The 15,202-nt window shown below is 58.1% G+C and carries 14 protein-coding genes and 2 pseudogenes; 14 read left to right on the top strand and 2 right to left on the bottom strand.

Annotated features, from left to right (window positions below; all coding sequences use genetic code 11):
- Positions 1-1,179, top strand: a pseudogene (gene arsK / locus ACPYOI_RS22700) (arsenite efflux MFS transporter ArsK); the annotation flags it as partial.
- 474 nt (positions 1,180-1,653) lie between these two features.
- Here arsK and ACPYOI_RS22695 read toward each other — a convergent pair.
- On the bottom strand, positions 1,654-1,806 hold the full coding sequence (locus ACPYOI_RS22695) for a hypothetical protein (protein ID WP_481418037.1): 153 nt from the start codon (positions 1,804-1,806) through the stop codon (positions 1,654-1,656).
- Between the two features lie 54 nt (positions 1,807-1,860).
- Between ACPYOI_RS22695 and ACPYOI_RS22690 the strand changes: the two are divergent.
- The 11 genes and pseudogenes from ACPYOI_RS22690 to tnpC all read left to right on the top strand — a co-directional run.
- Positions 1,861-2,148, top strand: a pseudogene (locus ACPYOI_RS22690) (ATP dependent DNA ligase); the annotation flags it as partial.
- Between the two features lie 302 nt (positions 2,149-2,450).
- Positions 2,451-2,738 carry a hypothetical protein gene (locus ACPYOI_RS22685; protein WP_481418036.1) on the top strand — a complete coding sequence of 96 codons (288 nt, stop codon included), beginning with the start codon at positions 2,451-2,453 and terminating at the stop codon, positions 2,736-2,738.
- A 92-nt stretch (positions 2,739-2,830) separates the two neighbouring features.
- Positions 2,831-3,034: a CsbD family protein gene (locus tag ACPYOI_RS22680; protein ID WP_168834267.1), complete on the top strand. Its 204-nt coding sequence runs from the start codon at positions 2,831-2,833 to the stop codon at positions 3,032-3,034.
- 174 nt (positions 3,035-3,208) lie between these two features.
- Positions 3,209-3,457, top strand: a complete 249-nt coding sequence (locus tag ACPYOI_RS22675; protein WP_481423388.1) for a hypothetical protein — start codon at positions 3,209-3,211, stop codon at positions 3,455-3,457.
- 874 nt (positions 3,458-4,331) lie between these two features.
- Positions 4,332-4,817 carry a helix-turn-helix domain-containing protein gene (locus ACPYOI_RS22670; RefSeq protein WP_481423387.1) on the top strand — a complete coding sequence of 162 codons (486 nt, stop codon included), beginning with the start codon at positions 4,332-4,334 and terminating at the stop codon, positions 4,815-4,817.
- Between the two features lie 839 nt (positions 4,818-5,656).
- Positions 5,657-6,748, top strand: coding sequence for a nucleotidyltransferase family protein (locus ACPYOI_RS22665; RefSeq protein ID WP_481423386.1), 1,092 nt, complete (start codon positions 5,657-5,659; stop codon positions 6,746-6,748).
- Between the two features lie 627 nt (positions 6,749-7,375).
- Positions 7,376-7,606 carry a DUF6894 family protein gene (locus tag ACPYOI_RS22660; protein ID WP_168832375.1) on the top strand — a complete coding sequence of 77 codons (231 nt, stop codon included), beginning with the start codon at positions 7,376-7,378 and terminating at the stop codon, positions 7,604-7,606.
- A 269-nt stretch (positions 7,607-7,875) separates the two neighbouring features.
- Positions 7,876-8,406, top strand: coding sequence for a sigma-70 family RNA polymerase sigma factor (locus ACPYOI_RS22655; protein WP_481423389.1), 531 nt, complete (start codon positions 7,876-7,878; stop codon positions 8,404-8,406).
- Between the two features lie 763 nt (positions 8,407-9,169).
- Positions 9,170-9,562 (top strand): IS66-like element accessory protein TnpA, encoded by a 393-nt coding sequence (gene tnpA / locus ACPYOI_RS22650; protein ID WP_481423385.1) that lies wholly within the window; start codon positions 9,170-9,172, stop codon positions 9,560-9,562.
- Between the two features lie 17 nt (positions 9,563-9,579).
- Complete coding sequence (tnpB, locus tag ACPYOI_RS22645; RefSeq protein WP_481423384.1) at positions 9,580-10,035, top strand: IS66 family insertion sequence element accessory protein TnpB; 456 nt, start codon at positions 9,580-9,582, stop codon at positions 10,033-10,035.
- Positions 9,953-11,590 (top strand): IS66 family transposase, encoded by a 1,638-nt coding sequence (gene tnpC, locus ACPYOI_RS22640; RefSeq protein ID WP_481423383.1) that lies wholly within the window; start codon positions 9,953-9,955, stop codon positions 11,588-11,590. Before tnpB ends, tnpC begins: the two co-directional genes overlap by 83 nt.
- Here the strand turns inward: tnpC and ACPYOI_RS22635 are convergent.
- Positions 11,571-11,804 carry a DUF6429 family protein gene (locus ACPYOI_RS22635; protein ID WP_173421957.1) on the bottom strand — a complete coding sequence of 78 codons (234 nt, stop codon included), beginning with the start codon at positions 11,802-11,804 and terminating at the stop codon, positions 11,571-11,573. The genes tnpC and ACPYOI_RS22635 overlap by 20 nt on opposite strands.
- A gap of 321 nt (positions 11,805-12,125) precedes the next feature.
- Here ACPYOI_RS22635 and ACPYOI_RS22630 point away from each other — a divergent pair, with 321 nt between their 5' ends.
- Both ACPYOI_RS22630 and ACPYOI_RS22625 read left to right on the top strand, forming a co-directional pair.
- Complete coding sequence (locus ACPYOI_RS22630; protein ID WP_481423382.1) at positions 12,126-14,528, top strand: FdhF/YdeP family oxidoreductase; 2,403 nt, start codon at positions 12,126-12,128, stop codon at positions 14,526-14,528.
- 18 nt (positions 14,529-14,546) lie between these two features.
- Positions 14,547-15,149, top strand: a complete 603-nt coding sequence (locus ACPYOI_RS22625) for a c-type cytochrome (protein WP_481423381.1) — start codon at positions 14,547-14,549, stop codon at positions 15,147-15,149.
- Positions 15,150-15,202: the final 53 nt, after the last annotated feature.

Below are 15,202 nucleotides of genomic sequence, written 5' to 3'. Positions count from 1 at the left end.
TCTATTACAGTTTCAGCATTCTCGCTTCCGATATGGCCGCGCAATTCGGCTGGTCGAGCGAGTGGGTTTTCGGCGCTTTCGGCGGCCCTTCTGACAGGCGGCCTCACGGCGCCATGGCTCGGGGCATTGTTCGACAAGATCGGAGCCGGCCGCGTGATGGCGATCGGCTCGCTTGTCGCGGCCCTCGCTCTCATCGCCTGCGCCTTGGCGCCGACCAGGGCAGCTTATGTTGTGGCTCTCATTGCCGTCGAAGTCGCTTCCAACCTCGTCCAGTATAGCGCGGCGTTCGCGCTTCTGGTGCAGTTGCGTCCGCAGGTCGCTTCCCGCAGCATCACCTATCTGACGCTCATCGGCGGTTTTGCATCGACGATTTTCTGGCCGATCACCACGGCGCTGCATTCGCATCTCAATTGGCAAAACGTCTATCTGGTTTACGCCGCCCTCAATCTGGCTATCTGCCTGCCGATCCATGCATGGCTGTCGCGCAGCACGACCACTGAGCGGGCCGCCGCCTCGACCGCGGCTCCGCCAGTGAAGGGAATCTTGGCACCAGAGCGCCGCAGGCTCGGCTTTGCCGTGATGGTAACGGGCTTCTCGCTTATGTCGCTGGTCAGGTCGGCCATGCTAGTGCATCTCGTACCGTTGCTTTCGGGCCTCGGGCTCGGCGCAACTGCAGCGCTCGTTGGCACGCTGTTCGGCCCGTCGCAGGTCGGCAGCCGGTTGACCAACATGGTCTTCGGCAAGAACCTACCGCCGCTCGGCCTTGCAGTAACAGCGGCAACGCTTCTTCCGGTCGGCGTGCTGGTTTTGCTGCTTTCCGCTCCATCCGTGCCGGGGGCTATGGTCTTCGCCGTGATTTTCGGCATGGGCAATGGCCTGCTCAGTATCGTCTCCGGCACCTTGCCACTGCATCTCTTCGGCAGCGACGGTTACGGCAAACTGCAAGGCAAGATGATGGCGGCGCGGCTACGGTCAAAAACCCGCGGCAGCATGGGAGTCATGATAAAGAGGCGGAGCCGCGCGACCTTCCAGATGGGCAAGGAAGGGGTAAGCAGATGCTGCCACGCGGCTCCGAGTCGCCGAACGACCAGATTCAGCGACTGTTCCCGTCCGGTAGCGTACCATGAGCTCAGCGGAGAAATAGCAACAGCGCGAAGCTCCCGATGGCGCCGGCAATAGGGCCCAGCATCGCTAGCCCCAGCAGCGATATTCCCCCAAGACGGCTGGCGCGGCTTTCCTTGATCTTCCGGCAGACCTTCGACTTTCGGATCGGCCCATCTTCCTGTATGTTTTTTCTGAGCTGAGGACGGCGCATAACCCAAGCCTCAGCGACGCACGGCCCACATGGGCTTGGCTGTGTGGGCCTTCCGATTGGGAGCAAGCGGATGGTCTGGAAAGGTAGCAGGGATACAATTCAAGAGAATATAGCCTTGCTCGAGGCGAGACGCGCAGCAATTCGGCAGGCAGAAAGAGAGCAAGCGTTTCTGGAGACGGAACGAGGCGATCAGTTAGCGGAGTCGGATATCCGAAAGCAGGCTGAAAGAGCGATTCAGGAAGTCTTGGGGTGGCCTCGTTTCTGGAACAAGAAGAGGGCGACGAGGTTGCCAACTCACTTCAGGAGAGAGGCTTGTTAGCAAAGCGTCGAGGCGCGGCTTACATCAAGGAAGAATAACTATCATGCCGTTGCCTTCCGCCGGTCTTTGCCGAAATCGAGTATAGCGCCAGATCGAGAGCGCCGCGATCAATAGCACCAATTATTTCGATGCCCGGCCGCCACTCTCGAGCGAAGCTCTCATTGAGCAGCATTTTCCCAATCTCCTGGCCATTTTCCCGATAGATATTCACGAGCGGCCGATGTGCCGGCTCTTGTCTTCCTCGCGGCGCGCAAGGGCGATTGTCTGGCCTATGGGGGTAGGGACCGGCTTCAACGAACGCTCAGGAGACGAGCTCGGGGAGCAGATGGACAAGATCGCGATCTCGACACCGGCCGCCGACACCGGCAGGAGAAGCGGGATGCGGTCTATGTGAAGCCGATACATTGCCGAGATCGAATACCGCGCCTGGACCCATGACGGGAAGCTCCAGCATGCCTCGTACAAGGGGCTTCGAGAGGAGCAGGACGAGGCGGCGATTTTCGAGATCAAATGAGAAATGTGAGGAACCGGCACCTGTCTCCAAAGTTCGGCGGCGGGAGGTTCCCACGGCTCGACGCCAATTGCCAACGGACCAAAAGCCGCGTCCGTCCGGCAGGCAGATGGTTCCTGGTCGGTCTTCGATAAGGAAACTGGTCTGCCTATGGAAGCGTCGGGACGGAGGCTCATCGGTCTCCGACGACATAGCTGCGCAGCTTAACGCAGCCTTCATCGACCACATCTCCGATACGAATTTGGAACAATGAAAGAGCAACGTAGTTGGGTGCATCTAACCAAAGCTAAATGGGAGGATCTCCAATGCTTCTGAAACTCATCACGGTCTCTGCTCTTTCGATCGGTCTTGCAACGTCGGCCATGGCACAGAGCAACAGCGGCAGCACCAGCGGTACAAGCGGCGCTGCCGGCGTTTCAGGTTCGGGGGTGGAAAGCAATAACAACCCGTCACCTAACAGCACTTCCAATACCGAAAAGGACTCCCAAGGGAAGAAGGATTCCTCGGACTGTGTTCAGGGCAAGACAGCAACCAATAACGCGACCAAGACCGCACCTGATGTAGCTGCAAATGCCGCTGGCAACTGCCAGTAACGTTCGGACGGACAAACTCGATCGCTATGCGGGCCGGTGTGCGAGCTGAACAGCTTTGCGCGGAGCGGTTTGACGCCAAAGGAGGAAACACAATGGATTGGAATCGTGTCGAAGGTAACTGGAAGCAGATGAAGGGCAAGATCAAGGAACAGTGGGGCGAACTCACTGACGACGACCTTGACCAAATTGCGGGCAAGCGTGACCAACTCGAAGGCAAGATCCAAGAGCGTTATGGATTGGAGCGCGATCGCATACGCCAAGACATCGACGACTGGTATGGCAGCCAGCGTTGGTAGTGATACAAAATTGGCCCGGAGTTCATCTCCGGGCCTTTTGGGGGAGGTGACGGATGGTGCGACGGTTTTGCGTGTTCAACAACAATTGATCAAAGCCTTAGTGGTAACCAAAACTGCTTACATTAATACCTATTACTAACTATATCATATGCGTTCGACGATATGAGGCGAGGAATGTCTGAATTTTACAAAAGCATGCGCGAGGTGGACTTCAAGATACTCTCTCAAGCGGTGCAGGGGTGGTACCGACACTACGGTGTACCATTTAATGATGAAAGCACGGAAGTACTCTGCAGCGCCGCCATAGATCTTTACAACGGAGGACACAAAACAGTCGGTGAAATAACCCCGCGATTGATCCAAACCTATCATGGGCTGATGTCGATGAAGGTCAACTCGCCGACGTCAATCGCCGTCCACTAGTCCACGGGGCATAAGAAAAGGCCGGAACGAAACATCGTCCGACCTTCCTCGATCCGTCTCAATTCCTGCGGCAGTACATCCGGGGTCAGCCGACCGAGACAAATTCTATGGGATGGAAGTGGCACGTGATTTGAAATATTCAAGTCCTGAAGAAATCACTGGTGCGCTGGCGGAGTAGCTGAGGCTGCCGCCGTGTTGTCACGTGCAACTGGCTTTGCCGAACCTGGCTCTGAATTGCTTGTTGAGGGCGTCGTCTCTGCATCGGTATCCGTTCCGCTCCACTCTATAAGCAATCGCTGCTATCGCGACGACAACGAGGGCGACCACCTGCCAACCCACGAATTCGCGCGTCGGCACTTTGGCGGTGTCGTGCGAAGATCAGGGTCGAGGGTCGAGCTGATTGGACGGTTCTGCTCTTTGGTTTTCGGGTCGTAAGTCGTTCTATCTTCTCCTCTTTCGACGAGAGGGGAGTGCCGCTTAGCCTTCTTGATTCGCCTGTGCCGGTCCTAGCCGACGTCCGCGTGCCGGTATTCGGAGCAATATGGAGCGTGCGGACCATGTCGGCTGCATCGTGAGTGCTGTCACAACGTCGCTGATTCGCCGTGTCGAGCCTCAACTGCAAGCGCTGCGATGAGACGAAACTCGCGGACGCGCGGCTCGCGGATCGCCTCTTCAAGGCGATGACGTGCATAATGGAACGTCTGCGTGCCTCTACGAGCCGGCGTCTTCTTCCATGACTGAAACTTATCAAATGTGCGAACCGGCGACCGCACTGCATCGAACAGCTTTGAGCCGACGAATGAGTTTTCGAAAATCGCATAGCCAATCATCGGGCGAATGATATAAGTCACCGCACGGACTTGGGCAGGAATGCATGACGGCAAGGACTGACGCATACATTATCGAGGCGGGGCTCGAGGCAGCAGACGACCCAAAAGGGGAGCGGCCGGTCTATCGGCGCGTGGGGTTCGATGGCATCTCAACGCCGAAGGCAATGGATGAAGCGATTGCTGGTTCGTTGCGGCGGTTTCGTATCGAGAAAGACCTGTCCAGGGCAGAGCTCGCTCTCCTTCTAGGATCTATCGAAGCAGTCTATGGAAGATACGAGCGGGCGGTAACGAAGCTCCACGCTACGCAAGTCCTTCACCTTTGCGAAGTGCTCGGGATTTATCCCGACGATCTGCTCTTCGAAGCTGCCCCTCATCTATGGGGAACCACGGAAGAGGAAGCTCACGAACGGCGTCGTGTCACGAAGATGGTCCAGGCGCTTTCACCCGAAACACTCCGGACCGTAGGCACTCTACTGGACGCGATTTTCGCTTTGCAGAAATCGTCGGATACATCATCTCCTCCACTCTGAAGATTTTTCACCAGGACAGTCGCTCCCCGAGCAACCGCGGCGGCGAGCATGGGATGTTCCACCTATGTCGCACATGAGTATCCGGCAGGAACTACCATAGGTAATATAGTGTTGGTCTAACGAGAAAGTACGATGCGCGGTGGGCGGCCGCGTTGCATGTCCATTTTATGTGTCTTCATGAAGACGTTTCAATGGGATAGGGCGCCGCAATGGCATTGCGATGACTCTATAGGACAAAGCTGTTTGAAACAACCTGAAATTGCAATAATCGCATAATCTGTGTTATGGAACAAACGAGCCATTTGTTCTTGTTGCCGTGCCGTGTCGGCGCTCGACCTTCAGATAACATCTTTATCGATAAAAGCCTCCTCATTAAATTTGGCGGAAGTCACCAAGTAAAGCGGTCTGTTTTACGCTGCGCAATATGCCGATCACATCCTCAGCCGAGGCGGGAATCCAGTAAACTTGCTGTCGACGCAGCCCTCCCTTACACGGTTCCTATGATCGTCCTACCTCGAACAATCGGTTATGACCTTTCCGCAAAAAGGGTATAACTACGATAGACATATCCTCAGGCCGTCTCTGCCACCGTCCCCTCTTGCACACCACCCCTTCGCCAGTTATACCCTTTTACAAAAGAGGTATAACGCTATGATTCCATATGATGACGGATCACGATCTCCGTACGTACCAGCGGTGCGCCCAGAAGCCTGCAGGGATCGTCCTGAAGATCGGAATGCACGTCCTTAAAGGCGGCAAGATTGCTACGCCGACGATCGGCGCCGATGCACGTCCTGCTACGAGCGAGTAGTAGGAGCTGGCTAAAAAGGATGGCACCTTTGAAGACTATTGACCTCATGTACCAGACGATGCTTGCCGAGTTGGGCCAGCGCTCGCTCGACGCCGCATGGACGGCCGACTTTCCTTCCGAAGGCAGGTTCACGCCCGTCACCGTGAAGGGTCGCCGCTACTGGTATTTCGATCTTGCGGATGGACAACGCGGTAGGACACGTCGCTACGTCGGTCCTGCGACCGATGAGGGCATCGCTCGCCGTGTCGAGACCTTCAAGCGCGAGAAAGACGATCTTCGCGCCCGTCGACGGATGGTGTCCACCCTGACTCGCGAGGGCGGCATGATCGCCCCCGACAGCATGTCCGGCGACGTCGTCGAAGCGCTGGCGGCCGGAGGCCTCTTCCGGCTCCGGGGCGTCCTCATCGGCACGGTCGCCTTCCAGACGTACAGCGGCCTCCTCGGCGTGCGCCTGCCCATGGCGGCGATCCTCACCGGCGATGCGGACGTCCCCCAGGACTATGCCATCTCATCCGAGGTGCAGGACAGCCTCCCTCCGATTGTCGAGCTGCTGCAGGGCGTCGATCCAACCTTTCGGCCGGTGCCTCATCGATCAGGCGCCGCGGCGGCGTCCGCGTTCCAAACGGACAGTGGGTTCAGGGTCGAGTTCCTGACGTCGAACCGCGGTTCTGACGACTACATGGACCAACCCGCGAAGATGCCTGCCCTCGGCGGGGCAAGCGCTGACCCGCTGCGCTTCCTCGATTTCCTGATCCGAGATCCAGTAAGGACCATCCTGCTACACAAGAGCGGGATCCCTGTGACCGTCCCGGAACCGTCTCGGTATGCTGTCCATAAGCTCATCGTGGCCACACGACGACGAATGAATGATTTGAGTGCGTTGAAGCGCGACAAGGACATCCGGCAAGCCGAGCTGCTGTTCGAAGCTCTCTACCAGACGAGGCGAGCATCCGACTTCGCGCTGGCGTACGACGAGGCGTGGGAGCGTGGGCCTGCGTGGCAAGAAGCGCTGCGGGAGGCGAGATACGTGTTATCGGAAGATGGGAGAGCCGCTCTCAGCCGCATCCTCCGTCTCGGAAATCAGCAAATAGGGAAAGAGCGGTCGGAAGACCCTCAATGAGCCCGGAGAAGCGTCGCCCGCACGACTCTCTTCGAGGCGCGGCAAACAAAGTAGCCAGTAAGCTGAATTAAGCTAAAGTGGCCGAGCGGCATATGGCACTCGACTGACCGTGTTGGAAGGAGAGCACGCGCTCAATGAGGCTTCGATGGGTGGAACCGTAAGCCTGTACATGAGTTTAAAGCTGGCAATGTCTTTGCTCAACTCGAACCGGAGAAGGGATTTCCAGTGAACAATCTGATTTGGCTTGTCGGTGCCGTTGTAATCGTGATCGCGCTTTTGAGCTTCTTCGGGTTACGTTGATGGGTAGCGATTGGATGCGCTTAGTGTCTGCCGGGCCTCTCGGCGATGTTGAGCCGGCTCAGTTCCGCTTATGAGGTCCTCGTGGAGTCTTTGTTCGCGAGAAAGAGAAATGACGTAGCGCGGGCCATTCGAAAGCGAGGGTCGCTGGATTCCACTTTTCCTTCTTAAAAGTTTGAGCTCTTTCTAGGCCCACCACCAACTCTTCGCTCTCCCACCGTCGATTAGGCGACCTCTGTACGCTATTGGACGGGAACATTCGTACATCCACGCTGTTCGCCAAAGGAAACGGCCCCTCGCTGTTTCCTTGAGCCACGAGCGTCCGGTCCAATGGCAAGATATTTCTTTCATATCCGCGAAGACGATCAGATCGAAGAAGACCTCGAAGGTATAGATCTGCCGAACCTCGCGGCCGTACAAGAAGAGGCGCTCCAAGCGGCCCGCGAGATAGTGGCAGAACTAGTTGTACAAGGCGAACAGATAGGCAAAAAGCGGTTCGAAATCGTCGATGAAAATGGGGATATCATCGCGGTTTACCCGATCTCCGCAGTGGTGAAGTAAGCAGCGGCAGATGGAAGACCGTTTAACGCCTGCACTCTTGGCAGAGCCTCGGACCATACCTTAACGAACTGGACGCAGTTGAACCGCGAGCGTTATTTGCGCGGCCGCAGTCCTCTTCCAGTTCTAACACGCGCGATGAGCGACCCTTCGTGCTTCTGCCGCGCGGTCACGATTTTCACCAAACTAGGTTGTACGCTAACGTACTCAAATATTTTCTCGGGAACGCCCCTATTGCCAAGGCATTGCTCCAGCAAAGAAGGAGAAATGCCATGCCAAAGGCTTCAGTTGAATTCAACTGCGCATCCCAGACGGAAATCATTTCCCTGCTTCCAGCACTTAAAGCATTTGCCAGACGGTTCGAGCGGGTTGACAATGACGCCGAGGATCTGGTGCAGGAAACCGTTTCAAAGGCACTCTGTCATCTCGAACAGTTCCAAGACGGCACAAGCCTGAAATCCTGGCTTTTCACAATCATGCGCAACACACATTGCAGCAATTACAAACGACGCAAGCGCGAGCCTGTTGGTTACGTTAGTGATCTCGCGGAATATCAGGCGCCGGTGACATCGACGCAGGATTGGTCGCTCAGAGCCCGTGACGTGCAGGCTGCAATCGACAAGCTCGCGGCGCGTAATCGCGATGCTCTGCTCCTCGTCCTGGGAGGCACGAGTTACGAGGAAGCCGCCGTGATCTGCCACTGCGAGGTCGGCACCATCAAGAGCCGAGTAAACCGGGCTCGCAGCCATCTTTGTGAAATGCTTGGTGAAACGAAGTTTTCCGACGCAGCCTCGCTGCATTAGTCAATAGACGTAAAATGAAAGGTCACGCATGTATGAGGGGATCGCTACGTGCCTGCCCCTTTGGAACCACTGCGAAGGCGGCCTCGTGCTTAAGGCCGGGTATGTAAGTCGTCCGGCACGATGCCCTGATCCGCTCAGCGAGCGCCCCAATACCGCCAGGGCGAACGAACGAATGGGTGACGCTGCTGAAGTAGGCTGAAAGATCCATACAGCAGCCCCGAAGCGGCAAGGGCGTTTTCTTCGCTTGAGCCGTCATTCGCGCTGTGCGTTAACCATTCGCTACCGCACGGGAACACTGTGGGACTTGTTGGGATAACGCACCAAGTAGAGTCGTCGCGCGCTCTCTACGGGGTCCACCATTAAGAGGCTCGCTTGCTTCACAGGCGAGCCTCTTAAGATATTATCGCATCTAGCCGCCGCATGCCGTCGTGCCTTCTGTCATTCCGCGATTTCCGCCAAGACTGCGTCATCTATCGTACGAGGGCTTCCTGGTCATGCCATTTCGGAATCTGCGCTCGAGATTCCTCGAGGGTGATCCAGTTCCCTTCCTGCATGATCACTAGCGAGCCAGACGTGGGATAGGAGCTTGCTTGCGCTTAGCTGCCGATACGCCGGATGCTTCCCCGCGCAGCACCTTAAGACTGTACGCTACCGCATAGGAACAATTTAAACCTAGCGTTAAAGCGTATCCCCACGGTAACGGCCGCCTTGCCGAGGTAGGCTGAACGGCGCAAGTCCTAGTGGTAGCACTAGGGATAGTCTTATGACGAAGCAGCATGTTGAGGTTATTACGTCGGTCGAGCGCCGCCGCCGATGGTCTCGTGAAGAAAAAGAACGGCTGGTTGCGGCGTGTCTGGAACCGGACGCCAGCGTATCGGAGGTCGCCCGCTCGGCCGGCATCCAGGCCGGTCAGTTGTTCCGATGGCGCAAAGAGCTCTGCCAGATATCGGCGCCATCAGCCTCGCAATTCATGCCGGTGACGGTTGTCGCGGCATTGCCGGAGCCCGAGGCCGCGGAAACCAAATCGCCGCCGTTACCGCGCAAGAAGACAAGCATCGTGATGATCGAGCTTGGCCGCGGTCGGCGCATTCGCGTAGATAGCGATGTCGATACGGAAGCCTTGGGTCGAATTCTCGACGTGCTGGAGCGACGATGATCCCGGTTCCGAGCGGTGTGAAAGTCTGGCTGGCGAGCGGCTATACGGACATGCGGAGGGGCTTTCCTGGCCTGTCGCTGATGGTGCAGGAGACGCTGAAGCGTGATCCGCATAGCGGCCATTTGTTCTGCTTCCGCGGCAGGAAGGGCGGCCTGATCAAGGTGATTTGGCACGACGGCCAGGGTGCCTGCCTGTTCACGAAGAAGCTCGAACGTGGCCGCTTTATCTGGCCATCAGCGGCCGACGGCACGGTGGTGATCACGCCGGCGCAGCTCGGCTATTTGCTCGAAGGGATCGACTGGCGGATGCCGCAAAAAAACCTGGCGTCCGAGCTCTGCAGGATAGCGGAAATGGCTGGAAAGGCGGGAGCGAATATGATTCCATCCCACCATGACCGATGCAGCCGATCAGCTTCCCGACGACCTTGCCAGCGCTCATGCGATGATCCTCGCCGAGCGTGCGGCACGCCGTGAAGCCGAGGCGGTGGCCGCTCGCGCACAAGCCATAAACTCGCATTCGGATGCGCTGATCGCTCGGCTCAGACTAGAGATCGAGAAGCTCAAGCGGGACATCCATGGCAGCCGTTCGGAGCGGAAGGCACGCCTTCTCGAACAGATGGAATTGCAGCTCGAAGAGCTGGAAGCCGATGCCAGCCAGGACGAATTGGCGGCAGAGATGGCGGCACGATCATTGACGGTCAAAGCCTTCGAGCGCAAGCGTCCATCGAGGAAGCCGTTTCCTGAGCACCTGCCGCGCGAACGTGTCGTCATTTCCCCGCCGACAAATTGCCCGTGCTGCGGCTCGGCCAAGCTGGCGAAGCTGGGCGAGGACATCACCGAGACGCTAGAAGTGATCCCGCGCCAGTGGAAGGTCATTCAAACGGTGCGCGAGAAGTTCTCCTGCCGGGAATGCGAGAAGATCGCACAGCCGCCGGCGCCGTTCCATGTGACGCCGCGCGGATTTGCAGGGCCAAACCTGCTCGCCATGATCCTGTTCGAGAAGTTCGGCCAGCATCAGCCGCTGAACCGGCAGAGTGAACGCTATGCCCGTGAAGGCATCGACCTCAGCCTGTCGACGCTTGCCGATCAGGTCGGTGCTTGCGCCGCGGTCTTGAAGCCGCTGCATGGATTGATCGGGGCGCATGTGCTGGCCGCTGATCGTCTCCATGGTGACGACACCACCGTGCCGATCCTGGCGAAGGGCAGGACCGATACCGGCCGCATCTGGATCTATGTCAGGGATGATCGGCCGTTCGGCGGAACGTCACCGCCAGCCGCCCTCTACTATGCCTCGCGTGATCGGCGGCAGGAGCATCCGGAGCGCCATCTGAAGAACTTCACTGGCATTCTGCAAGCCGATGCCTATGGCGGCTACAATCCACTCTTTAAGGCGGACCGGCATTCCGGTCCTCTGACCCAGGCATTGTGCTGGGCCCATTCCCGTCGCAAGTTCTTCGTGTTGGCCGACATCGCCACGAACGCCAAACGGGGAAAGAACGCCACGCCGATCTCGCCGGTGGCCCTCGAGGCCGTGAAGCGGATCGATGCGCTGTTCGACATCGAGCGCGACATCAACGGTCTCTCGGTCAGCGAGCGGCTGCAACGGCGTCAGCAGGCAAGCCGTTCTCTCGTCGACGAGCTTGAAGAGTGGATGCGGACCGAGCGGACGAGGTTGTCGCGCAGTTCACCGGTCACCGAGCCGATCGATTATATGCTGAAGCGCTGGGATGGCTTCACGTCCTTCCTCAGCGACGGCCGGATTTGCCTGACCAACAATGCGGCCGAACGGGCGTTGCGCGGCTTCGCTCTCGGCAGGAAGTCATGGCTCTTCGCCGGCTCCGACCGCGGTGCTGATCGCGCCGCATTCATGGCGACGCTGATCATGACCGCCAAGCTCAATGACATCGATCCTCAAGCTTGGCTTGCCGATGTGCTCGCCCGCATCGCCGATCATCCGGTCAGCAAGATTGACGAACTTTTGCCTTGGAATTGGAAAGCGAAAAAGGCTGCTATCGCGGCTGCCGCGTAAACAATGCTCGAAAAAGCTCCTCCGAGCGCTGGAGGCCTTCATCCGTCAAGATCAATGACTTCGTCTTGTTCGCCGGATCGCCGATCAGGCCCTTTTTGAACAATCGATCTGTCGTATCCCAATCAAAACCCTTCCACGCCCGACGCCCGTCATGCAGCGTCAGCCATAATAGCGCCAGGACAGCGTCGTCGATCTTGTCCTCGTCGATCTCCATGCCGCAATGATAACATGCCCGCGACCCGATATCCTGCGGCCTTCAGCGTATGCGTACGTTAAAGCAGCGGACCGGCGGGTGTACTCCCTATCCTTTGGACTAAATTTCGTGGCTTTGCATTGCGGCGCTCGAAAGAACCGATCTGAAGATTCAGAATGCCAACTAAGCAGTGGAGTAAAGCCGTAGAAGTGGCATTTTGGCGTGGAAGGTGCAGACCGACTCCGGGCCGTTTGATGCCCTGATTGATCTCGACGCGTACTCTTAGGCGAAATGGAACAAAGTTCGCACTCCGATGCTTTTAAGACATTCGCGGAGGAATAGATGACGGCGGCACCAAAGACACATCCATCGATCAAGCCATATGACGGCCCGGCAGGCGGCTGGGGTTCTGCCAAGGCGGTGGGAGAGATTCTTCTTCGAGAACACATTCCTGCTGCCGGACCGACGCTGCTTGCCCACCAGAACAAGCCTGACGGCTACATGTGCGTCAGTTGCGCCTGGGCGAAGCCCGCCAAGACGCGTCCTCTCGAATTCTGTGAGAACGGCGCCAAGGCGACAGCGTGGGAAGTAACACACCGCAAGGCCGACGCGTCTTTTTTTGCGAAACATACGCTCAGCGAGCTCGAAGCCTGGCGGGATCACGATCTCGAAGAACAGGGCAGGCTCACGCATCCAATGCGGTGGAACCCGGCGAATGACCGATACGAACCTGTGGATTGGACGGCCGCCTTCGAAGAGATCGGTAAGGAGCTGCGTTTACTATCGCCTCGTCAGGTGGACTTTTACACCTCGGGCCGCGCCTCGTTGGAGGCGTCCTACATGTATCAGCTTTTCGCCCGCATGTTCGGCAGCAACAACCTGCCGGACAGTTCCAACATGTGTCACGAGAGCACCTCCGTCGGACTACCGGAAAGCATCGGCGCCTCCGTCGGCACCGCGATTCTTTCAGATTTTCAGAATACAAGTTGCATATTCTACATCGCGCAGAACGTCGGCACCTCCTCGCCGAGGATGCTGCACGACCTTCAGGATGCGGCCGACCGTGGCGTTCCGATCGTCACCTTCAATCTGCTGCGGGAACGCGGGCTTGAACGCTTCAAGAATCCCCAGGCGCCGGGCGAGATGCTGACCAGTAAGGAGACGCCCATCTCCTCGGAATACTACCAGGTGAAGAACGGCGGCGATGTCGCAGCCTTGTTCGGGATCTGCAAGGCGCTGATCGAGGCCGACGATGCGCTTCACTCATCCGGTGCAAGCAAAGTGGCAGGTGACGATGACCGTCCGCAGGACCCGTCTAGTGCGGCGGAAGTCGCGTTTGCCGCCTCGATCGCCGCCGCCGACAAGAAGCACGTGCTCGATCACGACTTCATCCGCCAGCACACGACAGGCTTCGAGGAATTCGCCGCTGCCGCTCGCGCGTATGAATGGGGTGAGCTTGAGCGCGTCTCTGGGCTGACGCGCGCGCAGATGTCCCAAGCAGCGCAGACCTATGCGAACGCACAGACCGTTCTCATCATCTACGGCATGGGCGTGACGCAGCAGGTCATGGGCGTCGACAATGTTCACATGATTGCCAATCTTGCCCTGTTGCGCGGCAATATCGGAAAGCCGGGCGCCAATATTTGTGCGGTACGCGGTCATTCGAATGTACAAGGTCAGAGAACGGTCGGCATCACCGAAAAGCCCGGTCTGGCACCGCTCGACAAGCTGGCGGAACTTTATCACTTCGAACCCCCTCGCTGGACTGGACGTTCGACGGTTGAGACATGCGAAGCCATTCTGAAAGGTGAGGCGCGCGGCTTCATCAGCCTCGGCGGCAATTTTCTGCGCGCAATTCCGGAGACGGAGGCGATGGAGGCGGCCTGGCCGAAACTGCGGCTGACTGTTCAGATCGCCACCAAGCTCAACCGGAGCCATGTCATCCACGGCGAAATCGCGTATGTTCTGCCATGCCTTGGCCGGATTGAAATCGATCAGCAGGAAAGCGGAGCGCAGGCCGTCTCGATAGAAAGCTCCATTGCGCATTTCCATGGCTCCAGGGGGCGGGCCACGCCGGCGAGCCAGGAAATCCGCTCCGAACCGGCCATTATCGCCGGAATGGCGAAGGCGACGCTCGGCGCATCCGACGTACCCTGGGATCGATGGGTCGCCGATTACAGTGAGATCCGGAACGCAATCGAGCGGACCTATCCCGAGACTTTCAAGAATTTCAACGAGCGCCTGTTTCAGCCCGGCGGCATCCCTCGTCCCCTGCCTGCTCGCGAGCGCAAATGGGTAACGAAAACCGGAAAGGCGAATTTCATAACGCCCGAGCGTCTTTTCCCGCAGTTCGACATTCAAGGTGATGCCGGAAATGTCCTGCATCTGTCGACGCTGCGCTCCAACGACCAGTTCAACACGACCATCTATGGCTATAGCGACCGCTTTCGTGGCGTGGACGGAACGAGAAGGGTCGTCTTCATGAATGCTGAAGACATCGCCCGACTTGGTCTTGCCAACGGCGGCAGCGTCGATCTCAGAACCGCGATCGACACTTCCGTGAGCCGGCAGGTCTCAGGTCTGCGTGTCATCGAATATAACATTCCGAACGGGTGCTGCGCCGCGTATTATCCGGAGTGCAACCCGCTTTTTCCGCTGAGACATCACGATGCGAAATCGAAGACGCCGTCCTACAAGCTGCTTCCAGTCTTCGTCACCCGGTCGGAAATCGCGCCGACCGACTAGAGCCTATTGGATCAGCCGATGGCTACGGTGAAGCGGGCGTTGTCTGTCACTTGGGCGCCGGCCGCGGCGTTTGTGGCCTGCGTTGCTGTCGGCGTCTGCATCGGTTGGGGTCGCGAGGGGCGAACGTATCGGCTTGATCCCCCCCTCGCAACGGAGCTGGAAAATATCCGGCTCATGCCGAACGGGATCAGCGGAGCTCCGCCTGAAGTGTATTTTGCCCTGGGAAAGCCTTACGAGAACACGGCCTTCGATATGAGCCAGGGTAAGCGTCTTTATTCCTGGTTCGGCTGCCCGGCTTGTCACGGAGACGGCCGAGGCGGCACCGGTCCTTCCTTTCTGGATGGATGGTGGCTCTACGGGCCGGAAATGGTATCGATCGTCGCATCGATCAGGGACGGGCGGCCCCAGGGCATGCCGCCGTTCCGCGACAAGATGACCATAGACGAGATTTGGCAGCTTGCGGGCTATGTGAAATCCATCGGCGCCTATTCCGCCAAATACACCGCGCCCAGCCGCAATGACGACAGCCAGACGCGGCCAGCCGAGAATCGGGCGCCGGCCGCCATCCTTTTCGACCAGGGACCCGCCGGCCCGCATCCTGACCAGGGGACTAGCCCTTGAAGCGCGCTGCGGTTTTTGCCCTCTTTGGCGCAACGATCCTTCTGTCTGCATGT

This window comes from Rhizobium sp. SVR5-2C (assembly GCF_056755115.1).
The sequence above is the reverse complement of the archived record's forward strand: the minus strand, read 5'-3'. Positions and strand labels throughout refer to the sequence as shown.